The sequence below is a fragment of the Tenuifilum thalassicum genome, assembly GCF_013265555.1.
GTDB lineage: Bacteria > Bacteroidota > Bacteroidia > Bacteroidales > Tenuifilaceae > Tenuifilum > Tenuifilum thalassicum.
Window position 1 is genome coordinate 3,063,333 of record NZ_CP041345.1, and the last position, 16,912, is coordinate 3,080,244.

The 16,912-nt window shown below is 40.5% G+C and carries 10 protein-coding genes; 6 read left to right on the forward strand and 4 right to left on the reverse strand.

The annotated features are described in order from the left end of the window. The first annotated feature begins 17 nt into the window (after positions 1–17). On the forward strand, positions 18–806 hold the full coding sequence (locus tag FHG85_RS12640) for an alpha/beta fold hydrolase (RefSeq protein ID WP_173076476.1): 789 nt from the start codon (positions 18–20) through the stop codon (positions 804–806). On the opposite strand, the gene FHG85_RS12645 is transcribed toward FHG85_RS12640, so the two are convergent. From FHG85_RS12645 to FHG85_RS12660, 4 genes are all read right to left on the reverse strand, one after another. After that, positions 798–2,438, reverse strand: a complete 1,641-nt coding sequence (locus FHG85_RS12645; RefSeq protein ID WP_173076478.1) for a S41 family peptidase — start codon at positions 2,436–2,438, stop codon at positions 798–800. The two genes, FHG85_RS12640 and FHG85_RS12645, sit on opposite strands and share 9 nt — an antisense overlap. A 43-nt stretch (positions 2,439–2,481) precedes the next feature. Continuing rightward, positions 2,482–2,940, reverse strand: a complete 459-nt coding sequence (locus tag FHG85_RS12650) for a deoxycytidylate deaminase (RefSeq protein WP_173076480.1) — start codon at positions 2,938–2,940, stop codon at positions 2,482–2,484. Positions 2,941–3,031: 91 nt separating this feature from the next. Beyond that, positions 3,032–4,456 (reverse strand): sodium:solute symporter family protein, encoded by a 1,425-nt coding sequence (locus tag FHG85_RS12655; protein WP_173076482.1) that lies wholly within the window; start codon positions 4,454–4,456, stop codon positions 3,032–3,034. A gap of 119 nt (positions 4,457–4,575) precedes the next feature. Next, on the reverse strand, positions 4,576–5,682 hold the full coding sequence (locus FHG85_RS12660) for an Ldh family oxidoreductase (RefSeq protein ID WP_173076484.1): 1,107 nt from the start codon (positions 5,680–5,682) through the stop codon (positions 4,576–4,578). A gap of 341 nt (positions 5,683–6,023) precedes the next feature. Between FHG85_RS12660 and FHG85_RS12665 the strand changes: the two genes are divergently transcribed. Genes FHG85_RS12665 through FHG85_RS12685 form a run of 5 tightly spaced genes read left to right on the forward strand, consistent with a single transcriptional unit; the run spans position 6,024 to position 16,899 of the window. Next, positions 6,024–6,770, forward strand: coding sequence for a BrxA family protein (locus tag FHG85_RS12665; protein ID WP_173076486.1), 747 nt, complete (start codon positions 6,024–6,026; stop codon positions 6,768–6,770). Beyond that, positions 6,748–7,308 (forward strand): hypothetical protein, encoded by a 561-nt coding sequence (locus FHG85_RS12670; protein ID WP_173076488.1) that lies wholly within the window; start codon positions 6,748–6,750, stop codon positions 7,306–7,308. The genes FHG85_RS12665 and FHG85_RS12670 overlap by 23 nt, the downstream gene beginning before the upstream one ends. Positions 7,309–7,322: 14 nt before the next feature. Beyond that, positions 7,323–10,910, forward strand: coding sequence for a BREX system P-loop protein BrxC (brxC, locus tag FHG85_RS12675; protein ID WP_173076490.1), 3,588 nt, complete (start codon positions 7,323–7,325; stop codon positions 10,908–10,910). A 3-nt stretch (positions 10,911–10,913) separates the two neighbouring features. Beyond that, the gene (gene pglX, locus FHG85_RS12680) at positions 10,914–14,660 is read left to right on the forward strand and encodes a BREX-1 system adenine-specific DNA-methyltransferase PglX (RefSeq protein ID WP_173076493.1); all 3,747 of its coding nucleotides are present in this window, start codon (positions 10,914–10,916) and stop codon (positions 14,658–14,660) included. A 1-nt stretch (position 14,661) separates the two neighbouring features. Then, positions 14,662–16,899: a PglZ domain-containing protein gene (locus FHG85_RS12685; protein ID WP_173076495.1), complete on the forward strand. Its 2,238-nt coding sequence runs from the start codon at positions 14,662–14,664 to the stop codon at positions 16,897–16,899. Positions 16,900–16,912: the final 13 nt, after the last annotated feature.

Here is a 16,912-nt window from a genome sequence, read left to right on the forward strand (position 1 = left end):
ATAAAAAAATACTCACCATGGAAAGCTATATAAAAACACCCCAAAGCACTATACGATATAGAATAAGCGGAAGTGGTCCTGCAATTGTTTTATTACATGGCTATCTTGAAGACCTAACAATATGGGACGAGCTAACGGTAGAGCTGGAAAACGACCACACTGTTCTAAGTATCGACCTTCCAGGACATGGAAAATCGGATTGTAACATGGATACCATCAGTATGGATTTTATGGCCGATGCTGTAAGGGCTGTAATGCATTACGAACAAATTGATAAAACATTCCTTTTAGGGCACTCAATGGGAGGATATGTTAGCCTTGCGTTTTCCGAGCGGTATCCAAACACCTTAACGGGACTATGTCTTTTACACTCAACACCAAATGCCGATACTGAGGAAAAGCGTGCAGCCCGCATGGCCGATATACAGCTTGTTAAAGAGGGCAAAAAGGAGCAGATTGTTCAAAGCAGCATACCCCGTTTATTTGCAAACCAAAACCTCGAAAAATTCTCAGGAGAGATAGAGCATATAAAAACAATAGCAAGGAGCACAAGCGATTCTGGCATTATTGGAGTTTTAAATGGAATGGCCCAACGCCCCGACCGTAACCAGGTGTTAGCCCAGGCAAAATACCCTGTAAATATGATTTTTGGGAAGTTCGATAATCTCATTCCTATGGAGGTTGTTCAGCTTCTACAAGAAAGGCATAAAAAAGCCCGAACCGTTATTCTTAACAATTCGGGCCATATGGGATTTATCGAAGAGCCTGATAATACAGCAAAGGCAATCAGGAGTATCCTATCGTAAAGGTAATTCTAAAGTTAAAGGATCGCAGCTGGTTTTCTCACACACCTCAATTGCCTTAAGTAAGGTTTCGTCGATATATCGAATGTAAGGATAGAATCCTGAATTATCAATGAAGTTTCGGGCGATAGTTGCCTTAAGCTGAGTTTCGATGATGAGTTTTGATCTCTCAATATCCTTTTGTATGGGATCCACCCCATTATCCTTGGCAAAACGCACAAAATCCTTTATTAGGTTGAACTTTTTGAGGTAGCCATCAACATCTTCAAAAGTTTTGAAATTTCTACTATTAGCTCTATGCTTATCGGCAAAACTGAACGCAAACCGATAAATCAAATTCCTACGCGATACCTGCTGGTAGTATGGTGTAATTCCAGCCGTGTCGAGTGGTACAAAGATATCGGGCATAATACCACCACCACCGTAAACCACTCTGCCACCAGCAGTAAAGTATTTAAGAGAGTCTGCAAACTGAATGCTATCGGCATTTTGGAACTCGCCATGCAGGTAACGATTACCAATCTCGTAGAAATACTCATCGTCGCCAGGTTTGTATGGTTTTTGGATGCTTCGGCCCGAAGGTGTGTAGTACCTGGCTATGGTTAGTCGAAGAGCTGAACCATCGGAAAAGTAAACCTGCTCTTGTACCAAGCCTTTCCCGAACGACCGTCGACCAATAATTAGCCCCCTATCGTTATCCTGAATGGCTCCCGCTAAAATTTCACTTGCCGATGCCGAAAACTCATCGATAAGTACCGTTAAAGGCAAATCCTGGAACAGTCCTTTACCATTAGATATAGCCTCTTCGCGTGGCCTGTTTTTACCCTTGGTATAAACTATCAGGTTCCCTTTCTTTAAAAACTCATTTGCTATGTTTATGGCTGCATCCATATAACCACCACTATTACTCCTTAAGTCAAGGACAAGGCGTTTCATTCCCTTCTCGCTTAACTTTATCATAGCCTCAAGGAACTCCTTATAGGTGGTTTTGGCAAAGGTGTTTATTTTGATATAACCAATATCGGGCGTTGGCATATACGATACATCTACGCTATAGATTGGTATTTTGTCCCTTACGATTTCAAAATCAATTAACTCATCAACACCAGCACGCTTTATGCTAACCGTAACCTTTGTCCCTGTAGGTCCTTTCAAGAGTTTAGGTACACTATCCATGGGAAACTTCACCCCTGCAATATTCCTACCATCAACCCTAACAATTCTATCGCCTGCCAAAATGCCCAGCTTTTCCGAAGGCCCTCCTGGGATAGTGTTTACAACAACTACCGTATCGTTATTCATGTTGAACTGAATTCCAATTCCATCGAAACCTCCTTCGAGTGGCTCATTAACTGTTTGAAGTTGGTCGGCTGGGATGTAAACCGAATGGGGATCGAGATTCTTTAAGATGGCAGGGATTGCTTCTTCAACGAGTGTCTCAACAGATACCGTATCGACGTACTCCTCAGAAATATATCTTATTACGTTCGTCAGCTTATCGGTACGTGGATAAACCAAAAGGTTTGGTTTATCAACCTTACCACCAATCATTAAACCTACCAAAACACCAACCACCAGAACAACTGCTATAACGATGGGATAAATGATATCTCTTTTGCTATTGCTATATCTCATATGCGAAAGTTTTACACAAAATTATTTTCGTAATCAGCTCAAATTAATAATCCTCGATATCTTGAATTTCAACTTTTTGCACCTCAATTCCTGCACGTTTAAGCAGCTCCACGCCATCTAAGTTGTGGTACTCATCGCAGTACACCACCCTGGTAATACCAGCTTGTATGATGAGCTTAGAGCACTCCATACAAGGCGAGGATGTAACATAAAGCGTAGCGCCATCGGAACTATTTCCCGATTTTGCCACCTTAGTAATAGCATTTGCCTCGGCATGTAGCACGTATGGTTTTGTTTTACCGGTTTCATCCTCGCAAATATTCTCAAAGCCTGCAGGTGTTCCGTTGTAACCATCGGAAATAATCATTCGTTCCTTTACAATTAAAGCACCAACCTGTCGGCGCTTGCAGTATGAATTCTTGGCCCATATTTTGGCCATTTGAAGATATCGCATGTCAAACTGCGATTGTTTGGCACCATAGGGATACTTTGACTTTTCCATGAGTTAAAGATAACTAATTGAAAACCTCAATATTTTTACAAGGTCGAAATTTATTAAAAAATAACAGTATTTACTTATCCAGATTTACCAATTACTTACTATTCTTATCAAAAATTTGAAATAGTAAAAAAGAGACAAGAGAAATAGATATCCCAAAAAAGTTAGCATCCAAACCTAAAGGCAATTGGTACTTAAGAATTATTAAGGTTAGTGTTGTAGTTCCTCCAGAAATCATAGCAACAAGAGCAGCGAGCGAAGATGGCCTTTTCAGGAATAATGCACCAATAACAGGAATAAACATCCCAGAAACCATAAAGGCATATGAGTATAGCATTAGCTGAAGGACATTCTGCATATTTATTGCCATTACAATAGCAAACACACCTATGATAAGTGTTGCTATCTGTGAGTAAAGAATGCTCGATTTATTTTTCTTTTTGGTAAGACCTAAAATATCAGTAATCAGGTTTCCCGAAGCAGCCATTAAACAGCTATCGGCAGTAGACATAATAGCAGAAAAGTAAGAAGAGATTAATAGCCCCATTAAACCAACTGGGAAAATATGGGTTAAAAGCAATGGCAACCCAATTTCTTGATCGATATTGCTGCCTGGCGCATATCCAAACTGTGTAAACATTCCTTGATCAAAAGCAATTCTGCCCAATAGCCCAAGCACTGTCCCCATAAACGCCATAACGGGCCATTCAAACAAACCTGCAAAAAACCAGGCTCTTTTTGCAGTTTTTTCATCCCTCGAGGCATAAACTCTTTGGTACAAGGTCATGCCTACAAACCAAATGGGAACAATTGTAATGATCCAGTTTATGAATTGTATTGCCGATATGTTTCTAAAGCTGAGCAAACCTGTTGGCAGATACTCCCTAATTACCTCCATTCCACCAACTTTAATATAACCCAATGGAACACCAATAAATATTAGCCCAACCATTAAAATGATCCACTGTACTGTATCGGTATAAATTACTGCTTTTAAGCCGCCCAATACAGTGTATCCAATAATTACAACACCCATAAGAAGAACAGCCTGGGTAATTGTTAAACTAGGAAGAGTTGCCGAAGCGAGCTTTGCACCTGCAAGAATCTGAGAACTTGTAAATCCAATATAACCAATTAACGAGATAACACCAGCTATTAAAGCAACATGCTTATTGTAGAAAAAGTTAAGCACCTCGGGAAAGCTAAGAAAATGATTTCTTTTGGCAATGGGGTAGATTCTTGGAATTAGAATAACAGCACTAAGCCAGGCACCAATAATCCCAGTGAAGAGCATCCAGCTACCTGAAAGACCTATCATAAAACCCAAACCACCTAATCCTATAGAAAAACCACCTCCTACATCTGTTGCCACAACCGAAAGCCCTATATGAAGCGAAGACATTTTTCGGCTTCCAACATAATAATCGTCGTGTGATTTATTTCTTCTAGAAAAATATACTCCGACTCCAAGCATCGAAATCATGTAGAGGGCAAAAATTCCTATATCGATATAATGCATGATTATGTAAGTTAATAGGTGGTTTTGAGAAATTTCGGTTGGTTAATGGAAGATGGCCTTTCCTTTAGTCCAAAGAAAATTAATGCACGTTTCATCTACGTGCATTAATTAATACCTGGCTAGCTTTGAAAATGCTCTTTAAAACTCTGTAAGTCGTAGTTATCGCAGAGTAAACTAAACTCCTCTAACAGCTTTTCGTTGAAAGGAACCCCCTTATCCTTTCTGAACATCCAAACATCGTGCTCCTTTTCACCAGCAGTATAGATACGTGATTGACCTGGCATTTTTTTCGAAGCCCTTAGCTCGCGTAGTATATTTCCTGCAGTTTTCTTAAAATCGTCAACCTCAGTAAAGGCACTTATATCGATAGCAATAAAGAAGTGTCCAAGCTGATAGGGCACCTTTTTCCCATCGCGAAAACCTGTAAGCATTTTCATATAGGCACCTTGTTGCAATGCAGCCGATAGAATCTCCACAACGGTAGAGTATCCATAACCCTTGTAACCTGCAGTCTCCTCACCAATACCACCAAGCGGAGTAAGAGCAGCCCTTCCGGCAATTAGGTCTTGTAAAACCTCATTTGCATCGGTTTTACTCTCGCCATTCTCATCTATTACCCAACCCTTTGGGAGAGTTTTCCCCTGGCGAGCGTACAGCTCTATTTTACCACGCTGGGTAACCGATGTTGCACAATCTAGAAGAAAAGGGAAATCCTCATCGGTTGGCATACCAAAAGTCATAGGGTTTGTTCCAAGCATATTTTCAACGCCAAAGGTTGGAGCTATTGAGGGACGGGCATTTGTTCCTGTAATCCCTATCAAATTCTCCTTTACTGCCATCAACGCGTAATAGCCTGCAAAGCCATAATGGGTGGAATTGCGCACAGCAACCATTCCCATCCCCAGCTTTTTGGCCTTTTCAATGGCCATCTTCATGGCGTTATAGGCAATAACATGCCCCATTCCGTTATGCCCATCAATTACAGCAGTGGTTGGTCCTTCTTTAACAACCTCATAGTTTGTAACAGGGTTTAAGATGCCATCCTTTATTCTGTCGAGATAAATGGGCTTTAAACGATTTACACCATGTGAATCGAATCCCAATTTATCGGCCTGAATAAGAACATCGGTTACAATTTTTGCATCGTTCTCAGGTACACCTGCTTTTACCAGCACCTGAACCATAAACTTCTCAATAACATCGAAAGGAATATACTTCTGTTCCATAGGTTAGAAAATTAATTTTTTTGGATTAAGACATCATTGTTTCCTGATTTATACTAAAACAAAGGTACTTAATAAAAGACTGATAAAAAAATATTTAAAGACAATACATCTAGGCTATGAATGTAACCTTCAAAAACAGTTTAGTTTAAAATACTTGCACCCAAGTAACAATAAATGCTTAAAATTTTATGCCTCCTTTTGATGATTTCTGATGTTTTTGTCTATTTTTATTAACAAAAATAAACCCGACCAAAGTTACGGTTATACACCTAAAATGGTATGTATTAACATACTTTTGGTACGGTTATAAACTATTTAGGCACAAGCAATAAGTAAAGAATATGAAAATTAATACTGACATAAATATTTTAGGCGGATTACCCGATTGGAGCCTGATTAAATATTACTATGATATAAACTATGACCATAGATCAGGTAAAGAAGAAACAACTTTGAAAACCGAGAAATCCATTAGAAGATTTAAAAGAGCGATTGAAGAAACCTTTCTTTCTTTTAAGAACGAAAAATCCAAAATTCTTTTTGATTCACTAATTAGAAATGATGGCGTTAGCAAGGATTTCTTATATTTTTTGTTTTGGAATGCTTCAGTAAACAATGAATTATTACACGCTGTAAACAGGAATGTTTATTTTGAAGCTTTTTACAGCGGCAGGGCTGCTTTGCGAATCGATGAAGTTTTTTCATACTTAAATGAATTGAAAAGTACAGAGCCACAATTGCAGAAATGGACACAAAGCACTATAAATACAACTGCTTCAAAATACCTTACACTGCTAAAAAAGTTTGGTTTGTTGGAAGGGAAACAGACAAAAAGCATTTTACATCCCTTTTTAAATGATAAAATGTTTATCATTTTTATTTATTGGATAACAGCAATTGAGCAAGGACCAAATCTACTTAAGAGTGAGTGGTTAAAGTACGGATTTATGGAAACAGAGCTGTTGCTGGAGAGATTGAAGAAAAAAAGTTTTACCGATTATTTTAATATCTACTATACTGGTGATAATTTAAAAATTGAGACAAAAATTGAGTTTGGAAAATTATATGAAACCATTACAAGAAATTAAAGCACAAATCGAACAGGTAAAAAAGCTTGTCGAAGCTGGCAATAAGTCCGATATAAAGCTCAATGCCAATGGCGGGAATTCCATTCTGCTCGTTTGTCCACCAGACCAGGAACATTTGTTCATTGATGAATCACGTAAAACCTTATCTGGGGACAAATATGAAATGATCGATTTAAACCGGCTATTGATTGATTTTATAGGGCAACACAAGGAAGAAGTTCTGGAGAAGTTTGATTTATTGCAAAGCTCGGTTCACCAGATATTTAAATCACCACCGGAAGAAAATGACGATGATTTTTTCAAGTATATCATTGAAAGAATTAACGATGCCTTTAAAGCGGGTAAAATTCCCTTTCTTTATTCGGTTGGTGCATTGTATGGTACCGGCATAGATAATATTCACATTATAGAACATGAAAAGATAATGAAAGCTCAGTTGCCGCTGGTGATTTTGTATCCGGCTACCGATACAAAAGACAAATTAATGTTTCTTAATACACGGGTAGCTTCCAAATACAGATGTATGATAATAAAGTAAACAAAGGGATGATTATGAAAATAAAAGAGATTTTAACAATCAATCTTGACGAAGATATTAAAAATGTCATCGACCTTGAAAACATCTCCGAGAATGAAATAAAAGAAGAGATTGAGAATTATATTGTTACGGATGGATTGGCAAAAGAATTTGCCGATTTCATCTCAACCTATGTATCCAATATCCGTGAAACAGGTGTCTGGATTTCCGGATTTTACGGTTCGGGGAAATCATACTTCGGAAAAATATTGGGCTATCTGCTGAACAACCAATCAATATTGGGAACTCCGGCAAGGGAGAGAATTTTGCAACGGTTTACGGGCATCAGCGATGAAGCGCTGGTTAAAAACTCCTTGTCCGGTTTGGATTCTGTGCAGTCAAGAGTTATTTTTCTTGATATTGCCAAGCAGGATACTTCCAAAGGCTTTGCCTATGCACTTTTTAGAAATTTTCTGAAGGCGCTTAATTTACCGCAGAACGAACACGGCTTCATTCTTTATCAGTTAATGATTAATGACAATAATATTGACGTTGAAAATTATGTGTTCGAAAAACTGACTGCCGACTGGAATGCCTTAAAATCAAAAATGCTGGAATACGCCAGGGCAATTAAGAAAATCTATATTGATAAAGGCAATTCGGAAGAAGACTATAACAATATTCTGGAAACAATAAGACGGGATATTGACAGTTTTGACGCTTCGAAGCTCAAAGACCAACTGCAAAATTATCTGGAAATCAACAAGGAAGAAAAACTGGTATTTTTGTTCGATGAAGCCAGCGAAGCGATTAACCAGGGGAAATTTAGTTTGCTCGATCTGGAAGGCGTGAGCGAAGCCCTCTCTTCTTTGGGAAACCGGGTTTGGACCATTGCCATTGCTCAGGAAAAACTGGATGATGTGATTAATAATTCCAATGTAAGCAAAGCCCAGCTAACCAAAGTTACCGACCGTTTTAAAACCAAAATTCACCTCGAAGCAACCGAGGTGGATCAAATTATAAAAAGCCGGCTGTTAAAGAAGACAACCACAGGCATTGATGCATTAAAAGATCATTTCAAAAAGCATTCCGGACAAATAGCCGATCATTCTTCATTGATAGGCGCAGGTATTGTTAAAACCGACAATGAAGATTCTTACAGTACCTATTATCCCTTTTACAAACATCAATTCGATTTAATGCAAAATTTTTTGTTCGGCACAAAAGGATATGTCTCTACAAAGGTTGCAGCGCGCGGAATGATCATTACCACTTTCGACATTTTGAGAAAAGAGGTAAAAGAGGAAGATTTATTTAGAACTGTGACTGGTTGGCAAGTAGCCAAACAGGCACAGCCATCTCCTCCGGTAAGATTGGTTAACCGGTACGACAATGCCGAAAGAATTTTAAGGGAAAACAATTCAAGCATTTCCGGGCGTAAGCTTCTGGAAACCATCAACTTTTTATCCGAAGCCGAAGTTACTCCGGCAAATATCGACAACATCATAAAATCTTATATAAACGAGCCCGACCAGTACCATAAGGTAAAAGCTGATATCGAAAAAGCTTTGGAAGAACTGTTGGAAGCGAAAATATTGCTTAAATCAAATGGTACCTATCGAATTACCTCCGATATCGAGCAGCGACTTTTAGACGAAATGAACGGATATACGGTTCAGGGTTTTGTGAAAAAGAAAAAATTCGTTGAAACCTTAAAACAATCCGAGCTGCTTAAAAATATTAACCGAATTGGCGACAACGGATTAAGTTTCGACTTTTACATTACCACCGATAACGATGACGAGCTGACCACTCCGGCAAACAAATCACTGCAACTCAAAATCAAGAGCATTTATAATATTTCGGATAACAGAAACAATGATATCGAAACGCTGAAGGTGCAGCATCAGAACGATAAAGATTTGATCTGGCTGGTGCCGGATAATAACACTTTCAGCGAAATCGATAAACTAATTGATGAGGTTGAAAGAATCTCTTATCTCGAACAGAAATATACCAATCCCAACAGCGAAGAAGGTAAAATTTTAATGGGTTTCTCAACTGCCAAAAGCGAAAAGCAAAACCGCATAAAAATGCTTGTGGAAAATGCGCTTAAAACAGGCGATTTAATATATTTGTTCAACACCTATAAATTAACCGAAGAGACTGCCGTTTCATTTATTCAATCGCAGCAAAGGGAATTGCTGAAAAATGTGTTTACCAAGCGGCTGCAAAGCCAGTTGAGTGACGAAACAGCTAAAGCCGTAATTAAAGAAGCAACTGATTCCCGGCTCCACACTTATTTTCATGGAGATGATTTTGCTTTCTTCGACAAGCAGGGAAATTTTATTGGGGAAAACCTAAAAGTTGCCGAAGAAATTTTATATAAAATTCGCAACACCTTTGTTGACGGAAAAACTTTGGAGATGGAGCTGGAAAAACCTCCGACAGGTTACTCCTTCGGTACGGTGATGACAACCGTTGCCGTGCTGATGCGAGCAGGCAGGGTAATTGCCAAATACAATGGCGAAGATAAATTCTCGTGGAGAGATAAAGGAGTAATCGATATTTTTTCAGCTGCCCGTGAATTCCGTAAAGCATCGTTCAAAGCCGTTTCAAAATCGCTATCCTTGCAGCAAAAACAGGAAATAGCCCAGTTTATGCTAGATATAGAAGCGGAAAAATATATCGGCCGAAAAATAGACTACAACACCAACGATTTTGAACTGGCAAGCGCGGTGAGGGATCTGGCAAAACACTTTGCCGATAAGATAGGCACTTTGGCCAACAGCGAGAAAGAATTTAACAAGCTTTTTCCGGATGCGAATGCCGACAAAGATTTTCTGGGCGAATTTACCGGTCCGGTTAGCGAAGCCAACTATATCGACAAGGCGACCGGCTTCCTTGCGAGAAAACAGGAATATTTAGATGCCGTAAACAGAACGCTCAAGATTGAAAAGTTTATCCGCAACAAGCTGCCCAATGTGAAGCAATGGAAACAGTTTACCGAGGCGGTGATGGATGAGCTGCAAAAAGCGGCTAAATCCGATGATACAATCCAGGCTTTGGTTGAACAGTTTAACAAGGATTATTCAAATAACATTGTGGAAAAATATGGCAGCCTGCAGCAAACCGCTCAGCAGATCAAAGACCGCTACCACACGCTTTTTAGCGAGGCGATGAGCCAATGCGCTGCCAAATATAGCGAGCTCGAAAAAATGGCGAATGACTTGATCGCTGAAATCAATTCACTGCCGGCAGGTTTGAACGAGGCGGCAAAAGCAAAAGCCGAAAGCCTAAAACAGTATGCCGGTCAGCGTTCTAACAACACGATAGACCTTGAGTTTGACGTAAAAGACAAAATAAGCCGTTTTACTTATTCCGAAGTGCTTTCGTTTATCGATTTATACAACAGCAAAAAAAACGAACTCGATATTCTGAAAGCCGGATTGATAAAAGAAAAACCGCAGGAGCCCAAACCGGGACAGCCGCCACAACCAAAGACATTTGTTGCAAAACTGCCCGGACGCAAGCTGAAAGTTGCCGATTACAAAAACTGGCTGCAACAGGAACTGCAGAAAATTGCTTCAGCTGATGATGATGATGAAATTATTGTGGAGTAAGCTATGAAACTTGCACAGCATATCGACAAAATAAGAGAACTGATCGAGCGGGCATACAACAACCGCCTCGGCAGAATGGGAATTGCCCAAGGAAGCATTTCGCCCGCAGAAAACATTCCGGCCGAATACCGTGCCGACCGCCAACGGATGGAAAAAATTCTGGCAACGATGACCTCCGAAACCGGCAAGGCAGAAGAAGGCTACGAAAAACTGGTGGAAGAGCTCACCTTTACGCTGTTTAACCGCATAGCCGCCCTCAAAGTGATGGAAGCCCATACGCTTATTCCCGAAGTGATTACCCGCAGGGAACAGCAGGGCGGACGCTCTTTTTCCCATTCCCTATGGCTGGAACAGCACCCCGAAGCGCGCAACAGCGATGAGGAAGGTTTGCTCCCCTTTTTTGAAGAGAAACTGCAGGAACTCTCTGCCGGGATTCCTCTGTTCAGTCCGCAGCATCCCTTCCATTTGCTGCCCACTTCCATTGAACTGCTTGCCATTATCGATGCCTTTAACGCCATAGAAAAGGATGCCGATGTGGGAGCGGATATCTGGCAAAGCGATGATATTCTGGGCTGGCTCTACGAAAGCTACAACAACTACAAAAAAGACACGCACAAGGCAAGTGGCAGCAAAACCGAATACAACAAGGTGAGCATCCAGAGCCAGGTTTACACACCCCGATGGGTGGTGCAGTTTCTGGTGGATAACAGTCTGGGCAAGCTCTATCTGGAGACGTTCCCCGACAGCAACATAAAAGAGAAATACAAAATTGCCTACGCGCCCGCGAAAAGAACCCGCGAAATTAAACCGCTGCACGAAATAAAGGTAATAGACCCCGCCACCGGCTCGGGCAACTTTTTGCTCTATGCCTTCGATCTGTTTTACGATTTATACCTCGACCAGATTGAAAACTACGGTGCCGATTATGACGAGGATGAAATTCCTAAATTGATTATCGAAAATAACCTCCACGGCATCGACATCGACGACCGCGCGGTGCAACTGGCACAGCTCGGTTTATACATCAAAGCCAAACGCAAAAAACGCAGCATTAAAATAAAACGCTTTAATGTGGTGAGCTCCGACTTCTTTTTGCCCGATTATGAACAGGTTAAACATCTGTTTGAAAATGGCGAAAAGTTAAAACCCGAACTTGAAAAGATTGTAATTGACCTCTGGAGCGATTTGCAAAAAGCCTACAAGTTCGGTTCTCTGCTGCGGTTGCAGGAAAAGTTTAGTTTGCAATTGCACGGACTGGTAAAGGAAGAACAGGGACTAAATATAAATCTGTTTACCGAGCAAAATCTGCAGAGCTACGAAGCGTTCCGCCAAAACTTTTTCGGCAATTTGCAAAAAGCCATTGAGCACAACAAAACCAAAGAGGGGCTTAACTTTTTAAACACCAAAACAGCCGATGCCATTACCTTTTTGCGGCTTTTGACCCAAAAATATGATGTGGCTGTAGCCAACCCGCCCTATACCGACAGCTCTGACTTTGGACCCGAACTGAAAAAGTTTGTGGAAGCCAACTACAAAAAGCCCCATAAGTTTAATACCAATTTGTATGCGGTGTTTATTAAACGAAATATGGAATTATTAGATGTTGATGGGAAAATTGGTATGATCCATCCTCTTACTTTTATGTATATTAAATCATTTGAGGATGTTAGAAAAGAGATATTAAATCACTATCACATAAGTATTTTAGTCGAATTTGGTATGGGAGGGCTTTTTCCACAGAATATATTTGTTGACCCGGCTTTTTACGTTTTAGAATCAAATAAGTTAAACGAAGAGAAAACCATATTTATATCATTAGACCAATATTCAAATACATTTAATCAAACAAGGAAAAAGTTGTTTTTATCTGAAGCAATAGATGATTTTATCGCTAACAAGCCTAATAAACATTTGTTTTTATTAGATCAGGAAAAGCTGAAAATTATCGACAGCTGGCCCTTTATCTACTGGATCAGCGATGCATTTAGGGAGAAGTTTAGGGGGGAAGTTTTAGAAAAATATTACCACATTGCACAGGGTTTGATAACTGGAAATAATGAAAGATTCTTAAGGTTTAATTGGGAAATTATAATAACAAAAGAATTAGATAATAATTTTTCCTTTGATTTTAAATGGGTTAAATATGCAAAAGGAGGTCCATTTAATAAATGGTATGGAAATTTATGGTTAGTCGTTAATTGGGAACGCTCTGGAGAAGAAATAAAAAATTATTTTGATAGCAGTGGCAAACTAAAATCAAGACCACAAAATGAAAAGTTTTATTTTGAAGAAGGAGTCACATTTTCAACTACTGGGTCGAAAGGTTCTACATTCAGATATTTACCAAAAAATTCGATTTTTGATGGCAAAGGCTCTTCAATATTTTTGAAAGAAAAAAAAGATGACATTAGATATGAATTTTTACTTGGCTTGTTAAATTCAAAACTTTCATTTTATATTGTAAATTGCTTAAATCCTACTGTAGAAACAACAATCGGCGATATTAAAAGAATCCCATTTGTTCGACCAACAGAAAACATTGAAAAAATACTTTCAAATCTCGCCCAACAAAACATCGCCATCAAAAAGCAGCTCTGCACCTACAGCCTCATCGAAATCAATTTTGAGCAGAGCCCTTTAACCGCCTTTCCGGGCAACAGTTTGCAGGAGCGGGCGCTGGCTTACCTCAATTACGAGAATTACGAGCTTACCAAGGTGCTGGTAAACGAAGCCATCATAGACGAGCTCATTTACCAGGTGTATGAGTTAAGCCCCGAAGACCGCGAGCAGGTGGAGGCAAAAATGGGTAAATCCATCGGCTCTCTACCCGTGCTGCCAGAGGCTTTGGAGGCGTTTAAGCAAAAAATAGAGCAGGAAAACTCCCCAACCAAAGAAACGGTATTGCAGCATCTTAATGCTTTGCCCACTGCAGAATTTGAGGATGAAAAAATCAGGGAGATAAAAGAGGGCTTTGCCACCCTTTACCAGAGTAACAACGATCTGGAAGAGTTTTGCAAACGGCATCAGGTAAACCCCATCAATGTGTGGTATTGGTTTAAGGAAGCCCGTATTTTACCCTCAGGCAGGGCAAAGGATATGGCGCTGGAGTTTCTGGCAGATACCATCCGGGCACTTTTGCAGCAGGACGATGACGGCATTATTCCGCTGGTGGGCTTGCCCGGAGAAGATGCCCTTTCGCAGCGGCTGGAGCATTACTGCTTGCAAAACGGCTTTACTCAGGCGCAGTTTTTACAGCTCGATCAGCTGCTGGGCCGCCCGCTCAACGAGTATCTGGAGCATCACTTTTTTGCAGATTTAGGCGATTTGCTAAATGTATTCAGGTATCTGCCCAAAACGCCTTTTATCTGGCACTTAAGCAGCGGCAAATACCAGGGGCTGGAACTTTACACGCTCATTTACAAGTGGAACCGCGATAGCTTGTATAAAATCAAGTCGAAATACATTCACGACCGCAAAAACAATCTGGAATACCGCTTGTTGCAATTGCAGGATGTAAACACCGCCCAGGCGCAAAACGAAAAGGAGACAATTCATTTTCAGCTGGACGAAATAGAAAAATTCACCAAAAAAATAGATGAACTCATTGCCCAAGGCTATGATCCGAAGCTTGATGATGGCGTGGGTAAAAACATTGCCCCCTTGCAGGCAAAAGGATTGCTGCGGGCGGAAGTGCTGAAATCCGGAGGCAAAAATTCACAATTGGAAAAATATTTAAACGCTGACTGGTAAGATGATAGATAAATGGTTTATAGAAGATATTGACAACCAACTGGCAAAACGCAAACGCGTGGTGGTGCTGGATCCCACTCGCAGCTACGCCTTTTTGATAAAGCTTTTGCAAGACAAGGGCTACACGGTTTTGCACACCGATGAAAAGGCTGCCAAAGAGTGGCAGCGGGTAAAAGACGAAATGCTTTTGCGTTACCAAGCCGAAACAGACTATGCCGATCAAAATGTGGTGTTTTATGCCACCCGCCCCAAAGAGCAGTTGAGTTTTATATTCGATTACTGCTTTACCCACGGTTGTGTGGATTTTTCGCAGCCGGTGCAATGGCTTAAGGAACGCTTGTTTGCCGCCACCGGACTTCAAATTATGCTGGAGAGTAACTTGCTGCTTACAGCTGCCAAATTGAGCGTGGGCAAAACACTGGAATGGTGGAAAAAGATTCTGCAAAACCTCGAAGACCTTATTTCGCTGGAAGATGAGTTGTTGCCGTTTTTAAGCAATCCGGTCGGCTATTTTGCAAATAAAGATGATGATATAAAACGCTTGTTCGAGGAAAAGCTGTTTGAATTGCTGGGGCAGCCCTACACGCAAAAACCGCCTCAAACACTGGCAAAGGAAGTGGCACATCTTATTTTTACCCAATTGCTCAACAACGATATTAAACCGGAATTGCTGGCAATTTATCGCAAATGGGTTGACAGCCAAACCTACTCGCAGTCGCTCAAAAAGTATGCGGAAGAGTATAAAATTCCGGCAGATGTCAATATCTGGAATGTGCATCCCGATCATTGCTTTAAGCAAATAGATTTATGCCAATTAAAGGAGATTGCGCAAAATTTCCGTAACCGCCCCTTTGTAGGGGAGAAAATTCAAAAGTTGCAGGAGCGGGTAAAAAGCCGTTATGCCCGGCAATTTCTTCCCGGCTGGCAGAACGATTTGATTACCCTTGTTTCGTTCGATACCAAACCATTGGCAGGCTGTAGCAATATACACAAGGTAGTTGAATTTTATACATCGTCATTTTATAAGGTCGATCGTGCCATTCGAAACTTATATGCTGAATTTATAAATGAAGAGGAGATTATCCGCCCCATACAGGAGTATTACGAAAGTTTGAACTCGGAGCTGCTGTCTCACTGGTTTGAATACATAAACGAATACAAGCCGAATCAGGCGGGTTATCTGGCTGATCTATTTAAACAAGCGCAGCCCAAAACGGCTGTAATTGTGGGCGATGGCATCCGCTACGAAATGGCCGAATATGTGTCTGCTCAACTTTCCGGTTCATTTCAGGTAAGCAAAGAGGTGATGCTGGCGGGCGTTCCATCCGAGACCGAACACAATATGAGCGCCTTGTATATGCAGGCAGGAGAAATAGATAAGCTGCAAAAAAATCGCGAAAAACGATTGCTCGAACTAACCGGAAAGGAAATTGTATTTAAAAACCTTGAAGCGCTGAATTACGGTGAAACTGCCGACTACTTGGTGCTGACCTACAAGGATATCGACAGTGCGGGTGAAAAACTGCAGCTGGGCGCACTGAAACTCTTTGGCGAATTTGAAAAGGTGTTGGTTGAAAAAATTGAGCTGCTCATCAAAAAAGGTTATAAAGTGCATCTGGTAACCGATCACGGTTTTGTTCTTACCGGATTGCTGGACGAAGCAGATAAAATTGAGGCAGATGTAAGCGGAAAAGCGGAAATACACGAGCGCTACATTCGCACCGTGGAAAAGCAAAACAAACCCAATTGGGTTGAATTTACAGAAAAATATGGCGACAGAAACTATGTTTATGTGACAAAGAATCACCGTCCGTTTAAGTCGGTGGGCGTTTACGGTTTTGCTCACGGTGGTTTAACGCCACAGGAAGTCATCATCCCCAACTTTGTCTTTGAAAAGAAACAGGCTTCAGTTGAAGGATTAAAGGTGGTAATCCAAAACAAAAGTGAGCTTGCCGAAGTGGTTGGCGAGAATTTTGGTTTAAAAGTGAAAGCAGCTGAATCAACCGGAGACTTATTTGCAGCCAGTAGGAAAATACAGGTTATTTTATTTACTGAAAACAAACAATTCAGCCAAAGCAATATTGCCGCCATTGAAGCGGGTAAAACAATCTCATACGAATTTTCATTTGACCGGAACAGTGTAGTTAAAGCGGTTGTAATAGATGCGGAATCCAAAGAACAGCTGGATGTGGTTGAAATTAAAAAATCATCGGCAAGAGATTTGGACGGATTATTATAAATTTTAGAAGGTA